Genomic DNA, 22,030 nt, shown 5'->3' with positions numbered 1-22,030 from the left:
ACCATCCGGTCAAAAGTCCGGCCAAACGTGAGGGCCCGCCCCGTTCGGGGGTGGGCCCTTTGCCGTGCGCGGGTGGCTGCAGCAACCGGATCCTCTGCCGGGATCCACACCCGGGAGCAGGGTTCGACCTCAGGTTGAACGTCAAGGCTCGCGGCATGTGCCCAGCCTGCCTCCATGGACCATGCCGGGCCCCACTGTAACGTTGAGACGGGGAAGAGCATCGAACAACCTTCAAAGATACAAACGGAAGCGTGGAGAGATACGTGAGTAGCGAACAGGGTTCCACAACTCTGCAGAACGCAGCCGAAGCTGAAATTGGGCCAACCGGGCGGCCTGTGACGGAGTTCCCCGAGCCTCCCGTACTCGGCTCCCACGGCCCGGCCCGAATCATTGCGATGGTCAACCAAAAGGGCGGGGTGGGTAAGACCACGTCCACAATCAATCTTGGTGCGGCCCTCGCCGAGGCGGGCCGGCGGGTGCTGCTCGTTGACTTCGATCCGCAGGGCGCGCTCTCCGCAGGGCTCGGCACCAACCCCCACGAGCTTGATGTCACCGTCTACAACGTGCTCATGGACCGCAAGGTCGATATCCGGGAAGCCATCCACACCACGGCCTTCGACAACGTGGACCTGCTGCCCGCCAATATCGACCTCTCCGCCGCGGAAGTCCAACTGGTCAACGAGGTGGCCCGCGAGCAGGTTCTCGACCGTGCCCTGCGCAAGGTTTCCGACGACTATGACGTGATCCTCATCGACTGCCAGCCCTCCCTCGGGCTGCTCACGGTCAACGCCCTCACCGCCGCGCACGGCGTAATCATTCCGCTGATCTGCGAGTTCTTCGCCCTGCGCGCCGTGGCGCTCCTCGTCGAAACCATCGAGAAGGTCCAGGACCGGCTCAACCCGCGGCTGCAGGTGGACGGCGTGCTCGCCACGATGTACGACGCCCGCACCCTGCACAGCCGCGAGGTGATCGCCCGGCTCGTCGAGGCGTTCGGCGAGAAGGTGTTCGAAACGGTCATCAAGCGCACCATCAAGTTCGCCGACGCGACGGTCGCGGCCGAGCCGATCACCACCTACGCAGGCAACCATGCGGGGGCCGATGCCTACCGCCGCCTGGCCAAGGAACTGATCGCCAGGGGCGGCGCGCCCTAAGGATGCCGAAGCATGGATCGCGCAGCTGACGGAATGTCTCCTTCATTCCCGGCGGTGCCCGGCCCGCAGGTCCTCGACGCGGCGGGACCGGCGGTGCCTCCCGCGAAGGCGGTCTTTGAGCTGCACCTGGCCAATTTCTCGGGACCTTTCGACCTCCTTCTTGGACTGATCTCCAAGCGGGAACTGGACATCACGGAAATCGCCCTCGCCGAAGTCACCGACGAATTCATCTCGCACATCCGCCGACTCCAGGCGGAGCGGGGCCGGTGGGCGCTCGATGAGGCGAGCGAGTTCCTCGTCGTCGCAGCGACCCTCCTTGACCTCAAGGCCGCCCGCCTGCTGCCGTCGGGCGACGTGGAGGACGCTGAAGACGTCGCCCTTCTCGAAGCCCGGGACCTGCTGTTCGCCCGGCTGCTCCAATACAAGGCATTCAAGGAGATCTCGCACCAGCTCGGCGCCCGCCTCGAGGAAGAGGCACAACGGTACCCCCGCTCCGCCCCGCTGGAACCCCAGTTCGCCGCGATGCTCCCGGAACTCATCTGGCGCACCTCCGTTGCCGAATTCACGGCCATCGCGGCGAAAGCCCTCCAGCCCCGCGAGCCTGCCACAACGGGGGTGGGGATCGGACACCTTCACGGTACGGCCGTGAGCGTGAAGGAGCAGGCCGCCCTCATCGAAGCCCGGCTGCGGGAGTCCGTCTCGCTGTCCTTCCGCGAACTCACTGACGACGCATCCTCGACCCTCGTTGTCGTGGTGCGGTTCCTTGCCCTGCTCGAGATGTTCCGTGACGCGGTGATCTCGTTCGAGCAGGCGGCGCCGCTCGGCGAACTCCGGGTGCGCTGGTCCGCGGGCGACACCCGGTGGTCGGCGGAGAACATCCGCGCTGACTACGACGGCCTCGACTCTGATGCAGGGGACACCGGTGCCGCTGCGCCGGCCGAGGACCTGCCCTTCGCGGCAGCCGACGCAGACGCGGAATTCAGCATGACAGGGGCAGGAGGCCCGGATGACTGACCCCACCCCGCACGCCTCTCCAGACCCGGGCGGGCCCGACACTCCGCAGGACGGGGAGGGCTACCAGGCCGCCGACCTGCCTGGCGGGCTCCGCGGCGCCCTCGAGGCGATCCTGATGGTGGTCGAAAAGCCCGTTGCTGAAAACGAGCTCGCCGCAGTGCTCTCGGTGCCGCCGGAAACGGTGCACCGGCTGCTGGTGGAACTCCAGCGCGAGTACGACGGCTATACTGGTCAAGGCCCGCAGAGCATCGACGATCGGCAACCCCGAGGTTTTGAACTACGCAATGTTGCCGGCGGATGGCGTATTTTCTCCCGAAACTGGTTCGCTCCGGTTGTCGCAGAATTTGTTCTGGAAGGCCAGACGGCCCGGCTTTCCTCGGCCGCACTTGAAACACTGGCGGTGATTGCGTACCGCCAGCCCGTATCCCGTTCCAGGGTGTCCGCAATCCGCGGGGTGAATGTCGATTCAGTGGTCCGCACGCTGGTTCAACGCGAGCTGGTGGCCGAGGTGGAAACGGATCCGGAAACCGGGGCGGTCCTGTATGGGACGACCCCCTATTTTCTGGAAAGATTGGGACTTGGCAGCGTCGCCGAGCTGCCGCGGCTTTCGCCCCACCTGCCCGGCCTTGAAAACCTTGGGGACTATGAAGACACAACGTACTGAGCACGTTTACCAAAAGGACATTGAATGACACAGGCGCCAGGATCCGGCTCCAATCGGAACGACCCTCGCCGTGGTGGCAAGTCGAGCGGTAGGCCCGCCAGCAGCGCGGGCCGAGGCGGCAGGGCCGCCGGCGGACGCCCCGCCAGCGGAGGGCGCAGCGGATTGAACCGTTCCGACAACGCCGCCGGCCGCCCGCAGCGCGACGACCGGCCGCAGCGCTCCTTCGGAGACGCCGGCCAGGGCCGTCCCTCCGGCGAGCGTTCGGGCCGCCCAACGGGTGAGCGTTCCGGTGAGCGTCGGTTCGGTGCCGGAGAAGGCCGCCCCACGGGCGAGCGTTCCGGTGAGCGTCGGTTCGGTGCCGGAGAAGGCCGCCCCACGGGCGAGCGTTCCGGCCGCCCAACGGGTGAGCGCCGGTTCGGTGCCGGAGAAGGCCGCCCCACGGGCGAGCGTTCGGGCCGCCCAACGGGTGAGCGTTCCGGTGAGCGCCGGTTCGGTGCCGGAGACGGCCGTCCCACGGGTGAGCGTTCGGGCCGTCCCACGGGTGAGCGTTCCGGTGAGCGCCGTCCGGAGTCGAGCCAGCAGGGCTACGGCCGACCGGCCGCCGGGCGTCCCCGCGGCGCTTCATCGGGCGCATTCGGAACAGGTGCCGGCCGAAGCGGTGCCCCGAAGGGTGCCGCAGGCAGAACGGGCGCCGGAAAAACCGGTGCGGGCAGGCCTGCCCGGCAGCGGCCCGCCGGTCCCAAGGCATTCGGCAGGGAACGGTTCGGCAGCGATCTCGGCCCGGTGCGCCGGCCGAAGACACAGCGGCCCGCCCGTACCCAGGCCGACGTGGATATGCACAACCCCGAGGGGATACGCCTGCAGAAGGTCATGGCCTCAGCCGGCGTGGCCTCCCGCCGCGTCTGCGAGGAAATGATCCTCGCCGGCCGGGTGGAGGTCGACGGCGAGGTCGTCACGGAACTCGGACTCAGGGTTGATCCCGAAGCAGTGTCGATCCATGTCGACGGAATGCGGCTGCAGCTCAATGACACGCTGAAGTACTACGTGTTCAACAAGCCGCGCGGCGTCGTCTCCACCATGGAGGATCCCGAGGGGCGTCCCAGCATCGGCGACTACCTGAAGAACAAGAACAAGGGGGAGCGGCTGTTCCACGTCGGCCGGCTCGACGCCGAGACCGAGGGCCTGCTGCTGCTGACCAACGACGGCGAGCTGACGAACCGGCTCACCCACCCGTCCTACGAAGTGCCCAAGACTTACTATGTCCAGGTCCGCGGACCCATGGCGCCGGGAATCGGCGCCCAGATGAAGGCCGGAATCGAACTCGAAGATGGCATTGCCAGCGTCGACTCCTTCAAGCTCGTCGATTCGACCCCGGGCCACCTGCTGGTCGAGGTGGTGCTCCACTCCGGACGCAACCGCGTTGTCCGCAGGCTTTTCGATGCGGTGGGCCACCCTGTGGAGCGCCTCGTGCGCACCCAGATCGGCCCGATCCGTCTCAATGACCAGCGCCAGGGCAGCATCCGCGTGCTCGGACGCCAGGAAGTGGGACATCTGCTCGCGGCGGTGGGTCTTTAGGGAATGACCGAATCTGCAAGGGACACCGGAACCCACCTCGTCGGTCCGGTGCTCGTGATTGGCTCCGGCCTGCTGGGCGCCAGCATCGGGCTCGGGCTGCGCGTGCGCGGCATCGACGTCGTGCTCTCTGACATCTCACCCTCCACGCAGGCGGTGGCCCAGGACATCGGCGCGGGCCGGCCGCTTGGCGCCGCCGAGGCGGCAGGGGAATTTTCCCCGGAACTCGTCGTTGTGGCAGCGCCGCCTGATGTTGCGGGGTCCCTCGCCGCCAAGGCCCTGGCGGACTACCCCCGGGCTGTTGTCATCGACATCGCGAGCGTGAAGTCCGCCGTGCTCAGCGAGGTGACGGCGTTGGTGGCAGATGCCGCCCAGCTGTCCCGGTATGTCGGTACCCACCCCATGGCCGGGCGGGAAAAGTCGGGACCGGTCGCGGCAAGCGCCGACCTTTTCACCGGCATGCCCTGGGTGCTCTGCCCGGCGGAGTCGAGTTCCCCGGAGGCGGTGCGGTGCGCCGAGGCCCTCGCCGTCGACCTAGGCGCCGTTCCTGCCCGGATGTCCGCTGAGGAGCACGACGAAACCGTTGCGCTCATCTCGCACCTGCCCCAGGTGCTTTCCTCACTCGTGGCGAGCAGGCTCCAGGAAACCCCTTCAAGGTCGCTGTCCCTCGCGGGAAACGGGCTGCGCGACGTCACACGGATCGCAGCAAGCGATCCCGGCCTGTGGGTCCAGATCCTTTCAGCCAACGCCGACCGCCTCGTCCGGATCCTTTACGGCGTGCGCGAGGACCTCAACCGCCTGATCGGAACGCTCGAGAATCCGGTGGCCGACGGTGCCCGCCTCGACATGGCACAGCTGATGGCCGAAGGCAACGCCGGCCAGGCGCGGATCCCTGGCAAGCACGGCACCCCGCCCGGGTCGTTCGCCAAGCTCACGGTGCTTGTCGACGACGTTCCCGGCCAGATCGCGCGCCTGCTCACGGAGATCGGCGACATCGGCATCAACGTCGAGGACCTGCGGCTCGAACATTCCCCCGGACGGCAGGTCGGCATGGCCGAGGTATCGGTGATTCCCGGACGCCGGCACGAACTGGCGGCGTCCCTTGCCTCGCGGGGCTGGAAGGTTGTGCAATGAGCGATCCCAATTTCCATCGGCATTTCCGGCTCGGAAAGTCCCTCGTCGTCGCCATTGACGGGCCGTCCGGTTCGGGCAAGTCGAGCGTCAGCAGGGAAGCGGCACGGCGGCTCCGCGCAGCCTACCTCGACACCGGCGCCATGTACCGGGCGGTGACCCTCGCCTGCCTCGAAGCCGGCACCGACCTCGAAGACGCGGCCGCCGTCGAACACGCCGCCCGGGCACTGGAGCTGTACATCAGCACCAACCCCGACCGGGAGTTCGTCACGGTCGGCGGCGTCGACGTCACGGCCGCCATCCGCGAACCCCGGGTCTCGGCGGCGGTCAGCGCCGTCGCGACAACACTGGGCGCCCGCGCCGAACTTATCCGCCGTCAGCGCGCGATCATCGCCGGCGCTGGCCACCGCATCGTTGCCGAGGGCCGCGACATCACCACCGTCGTCGCCCCTGACGCCGAGGTGCGGATCCTGCTGACCGCAAGCGAAGCCGCCCGGCTCCGCCGGCGCGGGGACCAGCTCGGCGGCACCCAGACCCAGGCGCAGCTCCACCAGCAGGTGCTGGTCCGCGACGCCAAGGATTCAACGGTCGTGAACTTCAAACAGGCCGCCGACGGCGTGGTTACCGTTGACTCATCAGAGCTCGACTTCGACCAGACGGTCGCAGCGGTTCTCGATGTCGTCCACTCCGTCGCCCATTAGCAGTGAAGAACAACAAAGGAATGCAATCATGAGCGAGAACCTCTCGCCGCAGGACACCAGCGGGCCAGACGCCGAATTCGAACCCACGGGTGAGGACCACGTCGCCGAGCGCCTTGACGCCCTTGACGATGCCGAAGCGGAGGTCCGTGCCGCGTCCCTGCGCGCCGGACTTGCCGAGTACGAGCTCGACGAGGAAGACGCGGCCCTGCTCGCCCGGCAGGACGAGGACTTCGAAGACGACGCCGAGCAGCGGCTGAATCCGGTCCTTGCCATCGTCGGGCGGCCCAACGTGGGCAAATCCACGCTGGTGAACCGGATCCTGGGCCGCCGCGAGGCCGTTGTCGAAGACACCCCCGGGGTCACCCGCGACCGGGTGTCCTATCCCGCGCAGTGGAACGGGCGTAATTTCACGCTCGTCGATACCGGCGGATGGGAATACGATGCCAAGGGCATCCACGCCCGCGTCGCGGACCAGGCCGAGATCGCCGTCGACATGGCCGACGCCGTCCTGCTCGTGGTCGACGCCACCGTTGGTGCGACGGCCACCGACGAGGCAGTGGTGAAGATGCTCCGGCGCAAGAAGAAGCCGGTCATCCTCGTGGCCAACAAGGTCGACGATATCCAGAACGAGGCGGACGCCTCCTTCCTGTGGGGACTCGGCTTCGGCCAGCCCTGGCCGGTCTCGGCGCTGCACGGCCGGGGGACGGGCGACATGCTCGACCGTGTCCTCGAGGTTCTTCCCGAATTCTCCGAACACGGCGGCATCGAGCGCTCCGGAGGTCCGCGCCGGGTTGCCCTGATTGGCCGCCCGAACGTCGGAAAATCTTCCCTGCTCAACAAGCTGGCCGGAACCGACCGCGTTGTTGTCGACCCGCTTGCCGGAACCACCCGCGACCCTGTCGACGAGATGCTCGAGCTGGGCGGCCGCACCTGGCGCTTCGTCGACACCGCCGGCATCCGCCGCCGGGTGCACATGCAGCAGGGTGCCGACTTCTATGCATCGCTCCGCACCCAGTCCGCCTTGGAGAAGGCCGAAGTCGCAGTCGTGCTGCTGGCCGTTGACGAGGTGCTCAGCGAGCAGGACGTGCGGGTCCTCAACATGGCGATCGAATCGGGACGCGCGCTGGTCCTCGCCTTCAACAAGTGGGACCTGCTCGACGACGAACGCCGGCGTTACCTGGAGCGCGAGATCGAACAGGACCTCGCGCACGTCGACTGGGCGCCGCGTGTGAACATCTCGGCTCTTACCGGATGGCACAAGGACCGCCTTGTGCCCGCCCTGGACACCGCTCTGGAGTCCTGGGACCGGCGCATCCCCACCGGCCGGCTCAATGCGTTCCTCGGCGAGCTCGTAGCCGCGCACCCGCATCCGGTGCGGGGAGGCAAGCAGCCCCGCATCCTCTTCGGCACGCAGGCCTCAAGCCGGCCGCCGAAGTTCGTGCTGTTCACGACCGGCTTCCTCGATCCGGGATACCGGCGCTTCATCACGCGCCGGCTGCGAGAAACATTCGGCTTCGAAGGCACCCCAATCGAAGTGAGCATGCGGGTGAGGGAAAAACGCGGCCGCAAACGCTGAGCGTTGTCCGGATGACCCCGGAAAATGCTGTACAGTAATTGAGGTGGTTTGACCGCTTGGTTGAACCGATCGGGATGTGGCGCAGCTTGGTAGCGCACTTGACTGGGGGTCAAGGGGTCGCAGGTTCAAATCCTGTCATCCCGACCAGCGAAAGCCCGCCATTTCAGGCCTTGAAGGCCTGGGATGGCGGGCTTTCTTGGTTTCCGGGACGGGTCCGGAATCCGCCGGCGTCCGCCGCTCGAAACGCCGGCGGCGGGCGGCACGGACCCGCGGTCAATCCTTCGCCCCGGGACCGCCCAGCCTGGGCCGGTGTTGGGTTCGGTCGGCGGTGCCGGTGTGCTTTTGCTCCCTTCACACTCCCTGGCGTTACTACCCCAGTGCGCGCCCCCGGGGATACCGTAGATCGAACCAGCACAGGATCGTCGGTCAGGAAGCTCTGGATGCGCGCGGGCGGTATCCCTCGAGGCGGAAGCCCGGGGGAGGCGGTAACGATTTCGAGACACGAACCGGGCCCGCAGCTGCGGGGCCGGCGAAGCGAATGCGCTGTGCTGGATGGGCTGCTGGCTGACGTCCGCGCGGGCCACAGCAGGGCGCTGGTGCTCCGCGGGGAGGCCGGCGTCGGCAAGAGCGCCCTCCTCCACTATCTCCTCCAACAGGCCCACGGGTGCGCCGTGGCGCGTGCATCCGGCGTCGCGTCGGAGACGGAGCTGCCCTATGCGGGCCTTCACCAACTGTGCGCGCCCTGCCTTGACGATATCGGGCTTCTGCCGGAACCTCAGCGCCTTGCACTCAGCACCGCCTTCGGATCGCGGAGTGGTGAACCGCCGGATCGGTTCCTCGTCGGGCTGGCCGTGATGAGCCTGCTTGGCCATGCTGCCGGAGGTGGACCCCTGATCTGCGTTATCGACGACGCGCAGTTGCTTGATCCGCTCTCGGCCCAGACGCTGGCCTTCGTCGCACGCCGCCTCGGCGCGGAGTCGCTCGCGCTGGTCTTCGGCGTGCGTTCAGCCGACGAGCCGGAGCCCGCGGCCGAGGCGCTCGACGGGCTGCCCGACCTCGCGGTCCGCGGACTCGCTGACCCGGAGGCGATGGCGCTGCTGGCGTCGGTGGTGATGGGTCCGCTCGACGGCCGGGTACGCGACCGGATCATTTCCGAGGTCCGCGGGAACCCCTTGACGCTGCTTGAGCTGGCACGCGGTCTGAGCCCGGCCGAGCTCTCCTTCGGATTCGGACCGGCGACGACGTCCGGACCGCCCGGACGCATCGAGCAGGGGGTCATGAAACGGCTCAATTCCCTTCCGAAAAGCACGCGGCTGCTGCTGCTCACCGCTGCCGCCGAACCCACGGGTGATGTGCCTCTCCTGTGGCGTGCCGCGGCGGAGCTCGGCCTCATGGCGGGCGACGCGGTCCCGGCGCAGGAGGCAGGGCTGATCGAACTGGGGGCACAGGTCCGGTTCCGTCACCCCTTGATGCGGTCCGCTGTCTACCGCGCTGCCGCCGGCGGAGACCGGCGGCGGGTGCATTCGGTGCTGGCGGCGGCCACCGATGCAGCATTCGACCCCGACCGCCGCGCATGGCACCTCGCCGATGCCACCGCGGGGGTTGATGAGGACGTCGCCGCGCAGCTTGCAGCCGCGGCGGGCCGGGCGCGGGCGCGCGGCGGCTGGGCGGCGGGCGCGGCCTTCCTCGCCCGTGCCACACAACTCACCCCCGGTGCCGGCCTGCGCGCGGTGCGCGCCCTTGCCGCGGCACACGCGGAGCTGCAGGCGGGAGCGGCACGGGCGGCACAAGCGCTGCTCGCCATCGCCCAGGCAGGACCCCTGGGCGAGGTCGACGTGGCGCGGGCGCAACTGCTGGCTGCGCAGATAGAGTTCGCCGCAACGCGCGGTCGGGACGCGCCGTCAATGCTGCTCTCCGCGGCCAAGCGGCTGGAGCCCCTCGACACGGCCCTGGCCAAGGAAACCTACCTCGACGCCTTCACCGCGGCGCTGTTCACGGGACGCCTCGCAACGGCGGGCAGCATCGACGAGGTGGCACAAGCCGTTCTGACAGCCGACTGGGGGAGGACCGGGCGGACATTGCCACCCGCCTGCGACCTGCTCCTGACCGGGCTTGCACGGCTCCTCAGCCAGGGGCACAGCGCCGGCACGGCGCCAGTGCTTTCGGCGGTTGAGGCGTTCCGGAATGAAAGCCCCGACGATGATGCCTCGCTTCGGTGGCTTTGGCTCGCCGCGCGGGTGGCACGCGCCGTTGGCGACGACGCAGGATGGGACCACCTGACCCGGCGGCAGGTGGCCCTCGCCCGCCGCACCGGCGCACTGTCCGTCCTGCACTTCGCGCTCGCCGAACGGTGCAGCCTGGAGCTCTTCGCCGGGCGTTATGGCGAGGCCTTGGCCCTCGCCGCCGAAGCCGACGCCGTGAGCACGGCGGCGGACAGTGACCTCAGCCCGCACATCCGACTCCTGCTCGCTGCCTGGCGGGGCGAGGAGGCCGAGATGCTCGCGCTGATCGATCCGGGCCACCGGGAGGGCGGCGAAGGACTGTGGCTGATGGGTACCGAATGGACCTGCGCCGTCTTCCTGAACGGGCGTGGACGATACGAGGAGGCGCTCGAGGCGGCCGAACGGGCGGCGGACCATCCCCACGCGCTCGGACTGTCCACCTGGGTCTATCCGGAGCTGATCGAAGCCGCAGTCCGTGCGCAGCAGCCCGAACGCGGGCTCGCGGCACTGGAGAGGCTGGGCGGGATAGCACGCGCCTGCGGGACCGAATGGGCACTGGGCGTCGAGGCCGCGTCCCGGGCGCTGCTGACCGATGGCGAGGCAGCCGATGCTCTCTACCGCGAGGCGGTCGCCCGCCTCGGGCGTACCGGCGTCCCCGTTGCGCTCGCGCGTGCCCGGTTGCTCTATGGAGAATGGCTGCGCAGGCAGGGGAGGCGGCTGGCGGCCCGGGAATCCCTGCGGTCCGCGCACGAGTTCTTCCTCGACGCGGGAATGGACAGTTTCGCGGAGCGCGCCCGGCGGGAGCTCATCGCGACGGGCGAGACTGTGCGTGCCCGCACCCTCGACGCCGCGAGCGAGCTCACCGCCCAGGAAGCGCTGATCGCACGTCTGGCCGCCGAGGGGCGAAGCAACCCAGAGATCGCTGCGCAGCTGTTCATCAGCCCGCGGACCGTCGAATGGCACCTGCGGAAGGTATTCCGGAAGCTCGGGGTCGCCTCGCGGAAAGGTCTGCAGGTTGCCCTTCCCTCCACCGCGCCCAGCGCCTCGGCGTAAACGGCGCGGCGGGCCGATCACCGCGGGCCCGGTTCTTGCCCGGCGGGATTGACGCTTCGACGGTTTAGCCGAACGTAAAGCAGTAAAGTCCGACGCCGGGGTCAAGGAATTCAATCTCTGCGGTGCTCTCGGCAACGTGACCGCGGCGCCGCAGGAGCTGGTGCAGGCCGGGTTCGGTGACCACCCCGTGTCCTGCGGCGTCGGTGTCGATGCCGTGGTCCCCGCCGGGTTCCTGCCCGTCGAGCAGCACACGGAAGCGCACTGCCGGCCCCTGCCCTCCGGGACCCGGAGCCGCGACGAGGTGGAGGTCACGGCTGTGGAAGCGGCAGGACAGGCGGCCCCCCGCCTTCTGAAGGGTTGTCGCCTCGCGGCCGGCCGTCCAGGTGCCCGAGACGGCCCATTGGCCGCGGCGCAGCCGTTGAGGCTCGGCGTAAAGGTGCGGCTGGTCTGCCAGAAGGCCTCCGGGGGAGGCGAACCCGGCAGTCCGGCCATAGCCGAGGTAGGTCTCCGCCGATCGAAGCGTGTCCCAGTCGGCCGGCACCTCGATGCCGCGCGCCTCGACCGGCACCGTGCGCGCGCGCAGGTCGACCGATCCCGCCTCGGCGAGCAGCTGCCGCAGCACCTTCTCGGTCTCCTCATAACCGCCCTCGCCGAAATTGGTGTGGCGCAGGCGGCCGGCGGCATCCACCAGGTATACGGCGGGCCAGTAGTGGTTGTCGAAGGACCGCCACACGGCGAAATGGTTGTCGACCGCAACGGGATAGGAAACCCCAAGACCGCGCACGGCACGGCGCACGTTGTCGAGGTCGTGCTCGAAGGAGAACTCGGGGGAGTGGACGCCGACCACGACCAGTCCATCGGTGCGGTAGGAGTCCTCCCAGGCACGCACATAGGGAAGGGTCCGGAGCCAGTTGATGCACGTGTAGGTCCAGAAGTTGACCAATACCACCTGCCCGCGCAGGCCCGCGCCGGTGAGCGGCGGCGAGTTGAGCCAGTCCGTGGCTCCGGCAAGGGAGAAGCCCGATTCGCCCGCAGGTTCGGCTTCAGTGTCGTCGGCCGGCCCGCGGTCCTCGACAGTGCGGGGATCCTGCTGGAAGCGCTGCCAAAGGCGCCGGGCCGTGGAGGGAAGGGAATTCTCTGACGCCATCATTAGCTCCTTCGGTCGAACGCCGCAGGCTGCGGCGACACCAGTGTCGGCCTCCCGGCCGGTGCCTCGCGCCCGTCAGAAACCCCGGTGCTGTACTGGTGGTTGCAATTTGCGCAGGTCGGGTGCACCGGAATGCCTTGAATTTTCCGGTTGACCCGGTTATCGGAGCCCTCCCCGAGCAGCTAAATAACCGAAGGCGGAAAGAATTTGGGGCGGCAATTAAGTTGGTGCGGCCGGGTTTCTTTACGCGGCCCCGCAGGCGGTGTATGCGAAGCCGTGCAACGCCCGGCGGTCGATCACCGGCCCGGATTTATGCCTATACTCGATCAATATCCGGACGGGCAGCGCTGCCCCATATTCCCCCAAGCGTGACGTCAGACGAAAGGCAATCATGAGCAACGTCCCCGAAGGCCTCTACTACACCGCCGAACACGAGTGGGTCACCGAACCCAACGCCGCCGGAGTCGTTCGGGTCGGGATCACAGACTTCGCCCAGGACGCACTGGGGGATGTCGTGTACGTTCAGATGCCCGATGTCGGCCAGGCGGTGACCGGCGCCGATGTTGTCGGCGAGGTCGAATCGACAAAGAGCGTCAGCGACATCTATGCCCCCGTCACCGGCGAGGTCGTTGCGCGCAACGAGGCCCTTGACGACGATCCGGCGCTCATCAACTCCGACCCGTACGGGGAAGGTTGGCTCCTCGAGATCCGCGTGGAAAGCCCCTCCGTTGTCGAATCGCTCTTGAGTTCGACTGAATACACACAGCAGGTAGGCTAGACATACCGGCTCTGGCAATCTTCTAACGGCCAACCGGCACCGTCCGGTTGGCCGCCGATTTTGGGAGGGAACACCAATGGTTGGTGACGACAATTCAGCCGTGAATGGAGGAGAGCAGCATATGCAATCTCCGGAGACAACGACGATCGGCCTGCCCCCGCAGGTCGCGTTCACCGAAGTCGACCGCAATCTGACGAAGGAAGAGCAGGCCTCGGTTGCCGCGCTTCCTGCCGGTTCCGCGCTGCTCGTTGCCCACTCCGGCCCCAACGCCGGCGCACGCTTCCTGCTCGACGAAGATGTAACAAAGGCGGGGCGTCATCCCAACGCTGACATCTTCCTCGACGACGTCACCGTCTCCCGCCAGCACGCAGAGTTCCGCCGCACCGAAAACGGCTTCATGGTTGTCGACACGCGCAGCCTCAATGGAACCTATGTCAACAACGACAGGGTGGACAGCGTGCTGCTGCGCAGCGGCAACGAAGTGCAGATCGGCAAGTTCCGCCTGACGTTCTACGCCGCCCGGAGCAATGCCTCCGGCCAGGCACCGTCGCGGCCCGCGGCACAGGCCTAGTCCGCTTTCATGCCAACACCCCAGCCCGGCCGGCGGAACGTCGGCATTGCTCCGGCCCATGCCAACGCCGGAGTATTGAACATCGGCGAGGTCCTGCGGGAACTTGCCGAGGACTTCCCGCAGGTCACCGCCTCAAAGATCCGTTTCCTTGAGGAGAAGGGGCTCATCACGCCCCAGAGGACCCGGGCCGGGTACCGGAAGTACGCAGCACACGATGTTGAGCGCCTCCGGTTTGTCCTCGCGCTGCAGCGGGACCAGTACCTGCCCCTGAAGGTCATCAAGGACTACGTCGACGCAATCGACCGCGGGGAACGCCCCGAATCCCTGCCGGGCGGCATGAGCCTTTCCCCACGGATGGTCTCGGACCAACTGGCACGGGAACTGAGCTCCCACTCCCGGCGCCTCACTGCCGAAACCCTCGCAGCCGAGGCGAAAGCGCCCCGCCGCCTCGTCGATGACCTCGTCAGTTTCGGGCTGATCGGCCCGGTCGACGGTCGCTTCGACGAGCACGCCCTGAAGATCACGAAGGCGTGCGTGCAGCTCGAAAGCCACGGCATCGAACCCCGGCACCTGCGCCCCTTCCGTGCGGCGGCTGACCGCGAACTGGGCCTCGTCGAACGGGTCGTGGCTCCGGTGGCTTCCCGCCGCGACGTCGCCTCCAAGGCGCGCGCCGCAGAAACGGCGCGTGAGATCAGCGAACTTTGCCTCAATCTGCACAGCGCCCTGGTGTACAGTCAGATCGCCAGAATGGACAGTTAGGCGGGCTCATGATTGAAGTCGAAGTTGTCGGGGTAAGAATCGAACTTCCCTCCAACCAGCCCCTTGTCCTTTTGAAGGAAATGACCGGTGAACGCCACCTGCCGATTTGGATCGGAGCACCGGAAGCGAGCGCGATCGCGTTCGTCCAGCAGGGGATCGTTCCGCCTCGGCCCATGACCCACGACCTCCTCGTGAACGTCGTCGCAGCCCTTGGCCGCACGATCACCGAGGTGCGGATCGTCTCGGTCATCGATACCGTCTACCATGCCGAACTGGTGTTCGATGACGGCATGACCGTCAGCTCGCGGGCCTCCGACGCCCTCGCTGTGGCTCTGCGGGTTCCCTGCAGCATTTATTGCGCCGACGCCGTCCTCGATGCCGCCGGCGTGGAAATCGCCGACGCCGAGCCCGAAGACGAAACCGGAGACCAGCAGGAAACTGCAGAAAAAGAATTGAAGCAGTTCCGGGAGTTCCTCGCCGACGTTGAACCGGAAGACTTTGAGCCCTGAGCTTTCGACACGCCAATCTTTGAACGGCAGCATCTTTGACCTTGTGTCCCCAGCGATCTAACGTCGAAGAATACAGTTCCCATTGCAACGGAGTGGAACTCGGGGCAGACTAGGAATCGAGCCCTGAGAACCGGCCTCCGGAGGCTACATTCCCCGGGAACCCAACGAGGAGGCACGCGTGAGTCCGAAGGGTGACGCCGGTAAGCTGAAAAGCCCGGCAGCGGGCGGCACTGGCCTACCTGCCAGCGCACAGGGCCTGCTCTTTACCGAAGACCTCCCCGTCCTTGACGAAGACGCCGGATACCGGGGACCGACCGCCTGCAAGGCCGCAGGAATCACCTATCGGCAGCTTGATTACTGGGCCCGCACGGGCCTTGTTGAACCCGCCGTCCGCGGCGCTTCCGGCTCGGGTACACAGCGCCTTTACGGCTTCCGCGACATTCTGGTGCTCAAGGTCGTCAAACGGCTCCTCGACACGGGTGTCTCTCTTCAGCAGATCCGCTCGGCCGTCGAGCACCTCCGGGAACGCGGTGTTGAGGACCTCGCCCAGATCACCCTGATGAGCGACGGTGCCAGCGTCTATGAATGCACCTCTGCCGACGAGGTCATCGACCTTGTTCAGGGCGGCCAGGGCGTCTTCGGCATTGCCGTCGGCAGGGTCTGGCGTGAGGTCGAGGGAAGCCTCGCGGCCCTCCCCAGCGAACACGCCTCCGACCAGGACTTTCCCGACGACGAACTGAGCAAGCGCCGCACAGCGCGGCGCATCAGCTGACCCCAGCGGCCGGGCAGTCTGCGTAGGCAGGCAGGACCGGCACTTCCACTCCAGTACCTTCCCAGCCGAGCCCTCGGCGTCCCGCTCCCGGCGGGTCCGCAGGGCAGCCCGGCTGGGTTTTTTAGTTTCCCGTTGCGTCAGGGCCGGCGCGGACCGGTGCGCGCTGTCGGATCGACGCCGGGAGGGTGGCCGCTGGCCTAGCGCCGGGCGACGCGGCTGCGCAGCCGCCCGGAGTCAACGAGGGTCCGCAGCAGTTCGTCGAAATACTCCGACGCCTGCCGGGCCGACTCGCCGGGCCAGTGGTGCACCGCGTGTGCTGCGCCCTGGATCTGCTGCCAGTTCGCCTGTTCCGAGATGGTCGGGCTCAGCAGCAGTTCATCGAACATCTGCTTCATCTCGGCCAGCCGAAACGTGTGTTCGTTCGAGGTCGATCGCACGCGGTTCGCGACGATTCCCGCTGTCTGCAGGTGGGGGGCGAATTCGGCCTTGAAGAGTTCGATTGCACGCATCGTGCGTTCCGTTCCCGCGACGGAGAAGAGGCCGGGCTCGGCGACGAGCAGCACACGGTTGCTCGCGGTCCACGCCATGCGGGTCAGTCCGTTGAGGGAGGGCGGGCAGTCGATCAGCACCAGACCGTAACCGCTCACCCTCGACAGCAGGGTCGACAGCCGACGCAGGTCCCGTCGGCCCAGGTCGGGCCGATCGTAGATGCCGGAGTAGGCCGAACCCATCGCCACATCGAGGACCGGGGCGGTTCCGGACGGCGGCGGAAACTGCCGCACCGCTGTGTCGACCCACCCACTTGGGACGGTGTTGGCCTTGAGGTCGCCGCGCCGCGCGTTCTTGAGCAGCCTGCCGATGTCGAGCTGGTCGCCCGCACGGACGCCCAGGCCGGTTGTCGCATCTGCGTGGGGATCGAGGTCGATCACGAGGGTGGGAATGCCAGCCGAGAGTGCCGCAGACGCGAGCCCCAGGGTCACCGACGTCTTGCCCACGCCGCCTTTGAGGCTACTGATACTCACTACTTGCACGTTGTTGAACCCTTACCTAACACGTTGCGGTTTCCGGCGGGCGCGAAGATGCGCCCCCTCATTGTATGGTCCGCCCGCACTGATTCGACGCTGGCAGGCCGCGTGGCGGGCCGCAGCCATAATGCGGACAATATTTGATCGCTGGCCGCAGCTGAACTGTAGGCTCATGCTTAAAGTGACGCACCGCAATGCAAAGCCGCTATGAGCAACATGTCGGCAGATCACCTTCAGCAATTCGGCCCGCAAAGGACGCAGGAGAGCCATGTTCTCGAAGATTCTGGTAGCAAACCGCGGAGAGATTGCCATTCGGGCCTTTCGGGCCGGACACGAGGCGGGGGCAAAGACGGTCGCCGTTTTCCCCTATGAAGACCGGAATTCAATTCACCGGCAGAAAGCCGACGAGGCCTACCTGATCGGGGAGCAGGGCCACCCGGTCCGCGCGTACCTCGACGTCGCCGAGGTGGTGCGCGTCGCGAAGGAATCCGGATGCGACGCCATCTACCCCGGATACGGGTTCCTCTCCGAGAACCCGGACCTCGCGCGGGCGGCATCCGAGGCGGGAATCACCTTCGTCGGCCCGCCTGCCGACGTGCTCGAGCTTGCAGGAAACAAGGTCAAGGCACTTGACGCAGCCCGCGAAGCAGGCATCCCGGTCCTGAAGTCCTCCAGACCGAGCGCGGACCTCGACGAGCTGATCGCGGCGGCGGACGAGATCGGCTTCCCCGTCTTCGCGAAGGCGGTCGCCGGCGGCGGCGGCCGGGGAATGCGCCGGGTTGACACCCGTGAAGCCCTCCCGGGGGCGCTTGAGGCGGCGATGCGCGAGGCTGAGTCGGCCTTCGGGGACCCAACGATGTTCCTCGAGCAGGCGGTCCTTCGCCCCCGGCACATCGAAGTGCAGATCCTGGCTGACGCCGAGGGCAACGTCATGCACCTCTTCGAGCGTGACTGCTCCCTGCAGCGCCGCCACCAGAAGGTCATCGAAATAGCCCCCGCGCCCAACCTTGACGATTCGATCCGCCAGGCGCTGTACCGCGACGCCGTGGCGTTCGCGAAGGCGCTGAAGTACGTGAACGCCGGAACCGTCGAATTCCTCGTGGACACGGTCGGGGAGCGCGCCGGCCAGCACGTGTTCATCGAGATGAATCCCCGCATCCAGGTGGAGCACACGGTCACCGAAGAGGTCACCGATGTGGACCTCGTGCAGTCCCAGCTGCGCATCGCCTCGGGGGAGACCCTTGCCGATCTCGGGCTCAGCCAGGACACCGTGCAGCTGCGCGGCGCCGCGCTGCAGAGCCGGATCACCACCGAGGACCCGGCGAACGGCTTCCGCCCGGACGTCGGCAGGATCACTGCTTACCGTTCGGCAGGTGGTGCCGGGGTCAGGCTCGACGGCGGAACGGTGTACGCAGGCGCCGAGATCAGCCCCCACTTCGACTCAATGCTCGTCAAACTGACCTGCCGGGGCCGGGACTACCCGACGGCAGTCACCCGCGCCCGGCGGGCCCTTGCCGAGTTCCGTGTGCGCGGCGTGTCAACGAATATCTCCTTCCTTCAGGCTGTCCTCGACGACCCCGACTTCATCGCCGGGAATGTCGCCACCTCCTTCATCGACGAACGCCCCGAACTGCTCACCGCGCGCGTGCCGGCGGACCGCGGCACCAAGCTGCTGACCTGGCTGGCGGACGTCACCGTGAACAAGCCCCATGGCGAGCGGCCGGCCCACCTCGATCCCATGGAGAAGCTTCCGCGGGTCCCGGAGGGGGAAGACGGCAAGGCGCAGCCAGGATCCCGCCAGCTCCTGCAGGAGCTCGGCCCGGAAGGTTTCGCCGCCCGCCTGCGCGAACAGCAGGCGGTTGCCGTCACCGACACGACCTTCCGTGACGCCCACCAGTCCCTGCTCGCGACCCGGGTGCGGACCCGGGACCTTGCGGCGGCAGGTGCCTCCGTGTCGAGGCTGACCCCGCAGTTGCTGTCGGTTGAAGCCTGGGGCGGGGCGACCTACGACGTCGGCCTGCGCTTCCTCGGTGAAGACCCGTGGGACAGGCTCGACACCCTGCGCCGCGAGATCCCCAACATCTGTCTGCAGATGCTGCTGCGCGGGCGCAACACCGTCGGGTACACGCCCTACCCAGAGGCGGTAACCGAGGCCTTCGTCAAGGAGGCCGCAGCCTCGGGCATCGACATCTTCCGTATCTTCGATGCGCTCAATGACGTCTCCCAGATGGAGCCGGCGATCCGGGCCGTGCGGGCCACCGGAACAGCGGTGGCCGAGGTCGCCCTGTGCTACACCGCCGACATGCTCGATCCCAAGGAGACGCTCTACACGCTTGAGTACTACCTCGGGCTGGCGCAGCGGATGGTCGACGCCGGGGCGCACATCCTCGCCATCAAGGACATGGCGGGGCTGCTGCGTCCTGCCGCCGCGGCGCGGCTTGTGGCGGCCCTTCGGGAGCGCTTCGACTTGCCGGTCCACCTCCACACGCACGACACGGCCGGCGGCCAGCTGGCGACGCTCCTTGCCGCGATCGACGTCGGCGTGGACGCCGTGGACGTCGCGAGCGCCCCGCTGGCGGGCACCACCAGCCAGCCCTCCGCCTCGGCCCTTGTTGCCGCGCTCGCCCACACCCCCCGGGACACAGGGATCGACCTCGACGCGGTCAGCTCGCTTGAGCCGTACTGGGAAGCGGTTCGACGGACCTACTCGCCCTTCGAGTCAGGGCTTCCCGGGCCGACGGGCAGGGTCTACCGGCATGAAATCCCCGGCGGGCAGCTGTCCAACCTGAAACAACAGGCAATCGCCCTGGGGCTTGGTGAGCGTTTCGAGGCCATTGAAGACATGTACACGGCCGCCGACAGGATCCTCGGCCGGCTGGTGAAGGTGACTCCGTCGTCGAAGGTGGTCGGGGACCTAGCGCTTCAGCTTGTCGGCTCGAATGCCGATCCGGCGGACTTCCGGGAAAACCCCCAGAACTACGACATCCCCGACTCCGTCATCGGGTTCCTCAACGGCGAGCTCGGGGACCCGCCCGGGGGCTGGCCCGAGCCGTTCCGGACCAAGGCGCTGCAGGGCCGGGTGATGAAACCACGGATCGTTGACCTTGATCCCACCGATGAGGAGAGCCTGGCAGGTGAATCGCGGCAACGCCGCGCAACCCTTAACCGCCTCCTGTTCGCCGGACCCGCCGCGGATTTCACGCGCACCCGGGAAACCTACGGGGATGTCTCGGTGCTGAGCACTGCCGACTACCTGTACGGACTGCAGCAGGGCGGTGAGCACGTCATTGAGCTCGAAAAGGGCGTCCGGCTGATCGCCACCCTCGAAGCAGTCTCGGATGCCGACGAAAAGGGTATGCGGACGGTGATGTGCACCCTCAACGGGCAGATGCGTCCCGTGTCCGTCCGCGACCGGAGCGTCCGCAGCGAGGTCAAGACGGCGGAGAAGGCAGACCCGTCAAAGCCCGGCCACGTTGCCGCGCCTTTCGCCGGAGCCGTGACGGTGACGGTCAAGGAGGGGGCCGTGGTTGCGGCCGGCGACACCGTTGCGACTATCGAAGCAATGAAAATGGAAGCGAACATCACAACCAGCGTTGGCGGCACTGTGGAACGCGTCACCTCGGACACGGCCCAGCAGGTCGAGGGCGGAGACCTGCTCCTTGTCATAACGGTCGCCTGACCGGCGGCGACGGCGTCCTCAGGGGGCCCGGCATTCCAACCGCCGGACGCCCTTGACGCCGTCGGCGCCCTTCCACCGTGGGTTAGAGTTCTTCGATGACGGTCCGCGCCTTCAGGCGCGGCCGGTAGGCACTTCGATTGGAAGGAATCATGGTCTCAGCTACGCCCCGTTCCGGCGCCGCCAAACCCCGCCCCAAGGGAGGACGCCAGCCGCAAGCCGTCGAAGAATCAGCTTCGGACTCCACGAAGGAACCCGCAGCCCCCGTCAATCAGCCCGAGGCCGCCGAGCAGGCCGAGACGGCCGCCGCCGGGGAGCAGGCCGCACCCATCTCAACACCCACCCCAACGGATGCCGAGGCTGCGGCGGCCGCCGAGCCCCCCGCCGTCGACGAGCCACGGCCCGATACAGCGGAGCAGCAGTCCGAACCCGCCGCCGTGAAGCCTGCGGCAGGACCGCGGCTGGGACAGGCTCCCGTCGTCGTTGCCGCCGGGACCGACCCCGCAGCGGTCCATCTGGGCAGCGGAAGCGCCGCCCTGCCGGTCGGGCCCGTTCCCGTCATCGAGGCACCCCTGCCCCCGACTGTTTTCCCCGAAATCGGCGCCGCGGCCTCCGACCCGCTTCCCGCCCCTGACGCGGGCGACGGACTGGGCTGGACACCCAGCGGCTCCCTCCCGCACGTCCCATCGGCGCCCGCGCAGCCTGAGCCCGATGCGGCACCTGACTCATCCGCCGGCGAGATCCGCAGCAGCCGGAGGGACAAGGAAGACGGTCCCGAGCCGGCCTCGGCGCTTACCGCCGACCGGCTCCTCGTGGGTGCCGAACGGCCGCCGGCCAATGGCTGGCGGCGATGGATCTACAAGGCAACCCTGGGTTACGTCAACCTCGGCGACTCCGACGCGGTGCGGATCCGCAGGGCAACCGAGCACCGCATCGGAGTCCGCCTCGGCGGACATACCCGCTACGTTCCCGTGCTCTCACGCAAGGGCGGCGTGGGCAAGACAACAGTGACGACCCTGCTGGGAATGGCCCTTGCCGACATCCGCGAAGACCGCATCATCGCCATGGACGCCAACCCCGACCGGGGGACGCTCTCGGACCGGTCTCCGGGACGAGCCGACTTCACGGCGCGGCACCTCGTCCAGAACCGCTTCATGGTCGACTCCTTCGCGCAGCTCGCCAACTACGTCACCCGCGACGGCTCGCGCCTTCACGTCCTCGCCTCGGACACCGACCCGGCCGTCGCCCAGGCCTTCGACGACGCCGACTACCGTGCCGTCACCGACATCCTGGGCCGGTACTACTCGATCGTCCTGACCGATTCGGGCACGGGAATGGTCCACTCCGTCATGAAGGGCACCCTCGAAAAGGCCGACACCGTTGTCCTCGTCTCCGGAGGCAGCGTCGACGAGGCACGGCTCGCCTCCGAGACGCTTTCCTGGCTCGAAGCGCACGGACGTCACGACCTCGTTGAGAAAGCCGTGGTCGTCATCAACCTTTCCTCAGGGAACGGCACCCAGGTCAATGTCGCCGAAATCGAAGAGCATTTCCTGTCCCGCGTGCGCACCGTCGTGCGCATCCCCTACGACCGGCACCTCGCCGAGGGGTCGCGCATCGACCTCGGACGGCTGCAGCCGGCCACCCGCGACGCTGTCCTCGAACTTGCCGCCCTCGTCGTCGACGAGCTCCACGAGTAGCCGATGATGGGC

Annotated in this window: 17 protein-coding genes and 1 tRNA gene; 16 read left to right on the top strand and 2 right to left on the bottom strand. The window is 67.7% G+C overall.

The genetic code is table 11. The features are described from left to right. The first annotated feature begins 263 nt into the window (after positions 1–263). The 9 genes from AC4D14_RS16195 to AC4D14_RS16155 all read left to right on the top strand — a co-directional run bounded on the left by AC4D14_RS16195 (position 264) and on the right by AC4D14_RS16155 (position 11,084). Complete coding sequence (locus tag AC4D14_RS16195) at positions 264–1,151, top strand: ParA family protein (protein ID WP_490903673.1); 888 nt, start codon at positions 264–266, stop codon at positions 1,149–1,151. A 12-nt stretch (positions 1,152–1,163) separates the two neighbouring features. Continuing rightward, a complete protein-coding gene (locus tag AC4D14_RS16190; protein ID WP_490903672.1) occupies positions 1,164–2,165 on the top strand; it encodes a segregation and condensation protein A in 1,002 nt (333 codons plus the stop codon). Further along, entirely contained in the window at positions 2,158–2,829 is a 672-nt protein-coding gene (scpB, locus tag AC4D14_RS16185; RefSeq protein ID WP_490903671.1) for an SMC-Scp complex subunit ScpB, read from the top strand. Before AC4D14_RS16190 ends, scpB begins: the two co-directional genes overlap by 8 nt. 162 nt (positions 2,830–2,991) lie before the next feature. Continuing rightward, the gene (locus tag AC4D14_RS16180) at positions 2,992–4,404 is read left to right on the top strand and encodes a pseudouridine synthase (protein ID WP_490903670.1); all 1,413 of its coding nucleotides are present in this window, start codon (positions 2,992–2,994) and stop codon (positions 4,402–4,404) included. Positions 4,405–4,407: 3 nt separating this feature from the next. Beyond that, positions 4,408–5,535 (top strand): prephenate dehydrogenase, encoded by a 1,128-nt coding sequence (locus AC4D14_RS16175; RefSeq protein WP_490903669.1) that lies wholly within the window; start codon positions 4,408–4,410, stop codon positions 5,533–5,535. Further along, positions 5,532–6,233: a (d)CMP kinase gene (gene cmk, locus AC4D14_RS16170; RefSeq protein WP_490903668.1), complete on the top strand. Its 702-nt coding sequence runs from the start codon at positions 5,532–5,534 to the stop codon at positions 6,231–6,233. Before AC4D14_RS16175 ends, cmk begins: the two co-directional genes overlap by 4 nt. Positions 6,234–6,261: 28 nt before the next feature. After that, positions 6,262–7,809, top strand: coding sequence for a ribosome biogenesis GTPase Der (gene der / locus AC4D14_RS16165; RefSeq protein WP_490903667.1), 1,548 nt, complete (start codon positions 6,262–6,264; stop codon positions 7,807–7,809). Between the two features lie 70 nt (positions 7,810–7,879). Next, positions 7,880–7,956, top strand: a tRNA-Pro gene (locus tag AC4D14_RS16160). 293 nt (positions 7,957–8,249) lie between these two features. After that, complete coding sequence (locus AC4D14_RS16155) at positions 8,250–11,084, top strand: helix-turn-helix transcriptional regulator (RefSeq protein ID WP_490903666.1); 2,835 nt, start codon at positions 8,250–8,252, stop codon at positions 11,082–11,084. A 64-nt stretch (positions 11,085–11,148) separates the two neighbouring features. Here the strand turns inward: AC4D14_RS16155 and AC4D14_RS16150 are convergent, their stop codons facing one another. Beyond that, positions 11,149–12,231, bottom strand: a complete 1,083-nt coding sequence (locus AC4D14_RS16150) for a thioredoxin (RefSeq protein WP_490903665.1) — start codon at positions 12,229–12,231, stop codon at positions 11,149–11,151. A 391-nt stretch (positions 12,232–12,622) separates the two neighbouring features. Between AC4D14_RS16150 and gcvH the strand changes: the two genes are divergently transcribed. From gcvH to AC4D14_RS16125, 5 genes are all read left to right on the top strand, one after another. Beyond that, positions 12,623–13,009 carry a glycine cleavage system protein GcvH gene (gene gcvH, locus AC4D14_RS16145; protein ID WP_490903664.1) on the top strand — a complete coding sequence of 129 codons (387 nt, stop codon included), beginning with the start codon at positions 12,623–12,625 and terminating at the stop codon, positions 13,007–13,009. A 76-nt stretch (positions 13,010–13,085) separates the two neighbouring features. Continuing rightward, on the top strand, positions 13,086–13,580 hold the full coding sequence (locus AC4D14_RS16140; protein ID WP_490903663.1) for an FHA domain-containing protein: 495 nt from the start codon (positions 13,086–13,088) through the stop codon (positions 13,578–13,580). A 9-nt stretch (positions 13,581–13,589) separates the two neighbouring features. After that, a complete protein-coding gene (gene ftsR / locus AC4D14_RS16135; protein WP_490903662.1) occupies positions 13,590–14,339 on the top strand; it encodes a transcriptional regulator FtsR in 750 nt (249 codons plus the stop codon). A gap of 8 nt (positions 14,340–14,347) precedes the next feature. Further along, positions 14,348–14,848 carry a bifunctional nuclease family protein gene (locus AC4D14_RS16130; protein WP_490903661.1) on the top strand — a complete coding sequence of 167 codons (501 nt, stop codon included), beginning with the start codon at positions 14,348–14,350 and terminating at the stop codon, positions 14,846–14,848. 178 nt (positions 14,849–15,026) lie between these two features. Continuing rightward, positions 15,027–15,620: a MerR family transcriptional regulator gene (locus AC4D14_RS16125; protein ID WP_490903660.1), complete on the top strand. Its 594-nt coding sequence runs from the start codon at positions 15,027–15,029 to the stop codon at positions 15,618–15,620. 197 nt (positions 15,621–15,817) lie between these two features. On the opposite strand, the gene AC4D14_RS16120 is transcribed toward AC4D14_RS16125, so the two are convergent. Beyond that, a complete protein-coding gene (locus AC4D14_RS16120) occupies positions 15,818–16,651 on the bottom strand; it encodes a ParA family protein (protein ID WP_490903659.1) in 834 nt (277 codons plus the stop codon). 262 nt (positions 16,652–16,913) lie between these two features. Here AC4D14_RS16120 and AC4D14_RS16115 point away from each other — a divergent pair, with 262 nt between their 5' ends. Both AC4D14_RS16115 and AC4D14_RS16110 read left to right on the top strand, forming a co-directional pair. Continuing rightward, positions 16,914–20,324, top strand: a complete 3,411-nt coding sequence (locus AC4D14_RS16115) for a pyruvate carboxylase (RefSeq protein WP_490903658.1) — start codon at positions 16,914–16,916, stop codon at positions 20,322–20,324. A 149-nt stretch (positions 20,325–20,473) separates the two neighbouring features. Further along, positions 20,474–22,018 carry a MinD/ParA family ATP-binding protein gene (locus AC4D14_RS16110; protein ID WP_490903657.1) on the top strand — a complete coding sequence of 515 codons (1,545 nt, stop codon included), beginning with the start codon at positions 20,474–20,476 and terminating at the stop codon, positions 22,016–22,018. The last annotated feature ends 12 nt before the right edge of the window (positions 22,019–22,030 follow it).

It is taken from the genome of Arthrobacter sp. TJ-254 (assembly GCF_058269175.1).
This window is presented reverse-complemented; position numbering and strand designations above follow the sequence as displayed.

Coding starts and splice junctions, on each gene's coding strand:
- AC4D14_RS16190 (WP_490903672.1), top strand. CDS start 1,164: ATGGATCGCGCAGCTGACGGAATGTCTCCTTCATTCCCGGCGGTGCCC.
- scpB (WP_490903671.1), top strand. CDS start 2,158: ATGACTGACCCCACCCCGCACGCCTCTCCAGACCCGGGCGGGCCCGAC.
- AC4D14_RS16175 (WP_490903669.1), top strand. CDS start 4,408: ATGACCGAATCTGCAAGGGACACCGGAACCCACCTCGTCGGTCCGGTG.
- cmk (WP_490903668.1), top strand. CDS start 5,532: ATGAGCGATCCCAATTTCCATCGGCATTTCCGGCTCGGAAAGTCCCTC.
- der (WP_490903667.1), top strand. CDS start 6,262: ATGAGCGAGAACCTCTCGCCGCAGGACACCAGCGGGCCAGACGCCGAA.
- AC4D14_RS16155 (WP_490903666.1), top strand. CDS start 8,250: ATGCGCGCGGGCGGTATCCCTCGAGGCGGAAGCCCGGGGGAGGCGGTA.
- AC4D14_RS16150 (WP_490903665.1), bottom strand. CDS start 12,231: ATGGCGTCAGAGAATTCCCTTCCCTCCACGGCCCGGCGCCTTTGGCAG.
- gcvH (WP_490903664.1), top strand. CDS start 12,623: ATGAGCAACGTCCCCGAAGGCCTCTACTACACCGCCGAACACGAGTGG.
- AC4D14_RS16140 (WP_490903663.1), top strand. CDS start 13,086: ATGGTTGGTGACGACAATTCAGCCGTGAATGGAGGAGAGCAGCATATG.
- ftsR (WP_490903662.1), top strand. CDS start 13,590: ATGCCAACACCCCAGCCCGGCCGGCGGAACGTCGGCATTGCTCCGGCC.
- AC4D14_RS16130 (WP_490903661.1), top strand. CDS start 14,348: ATGATTGAAGTCGAAGTTGTCGGGGTAAGAATCGAACTTCCCTCCAAC.
- AC4D14_RS16115 (WP_490903658.1), top strand. CDS start 16,914: ATGTTCTCGAAGATTCTGGTAGCAAACCGCGGAGAGATTGCCATTCGG.
- AC4D14_RS16110 (WP_490903657.1), top strand. CDS start 20,474: ATGGTCTCAGCTACGCCCCGTTCCGGCGCCGCCAAACCCCGCCCCAAG.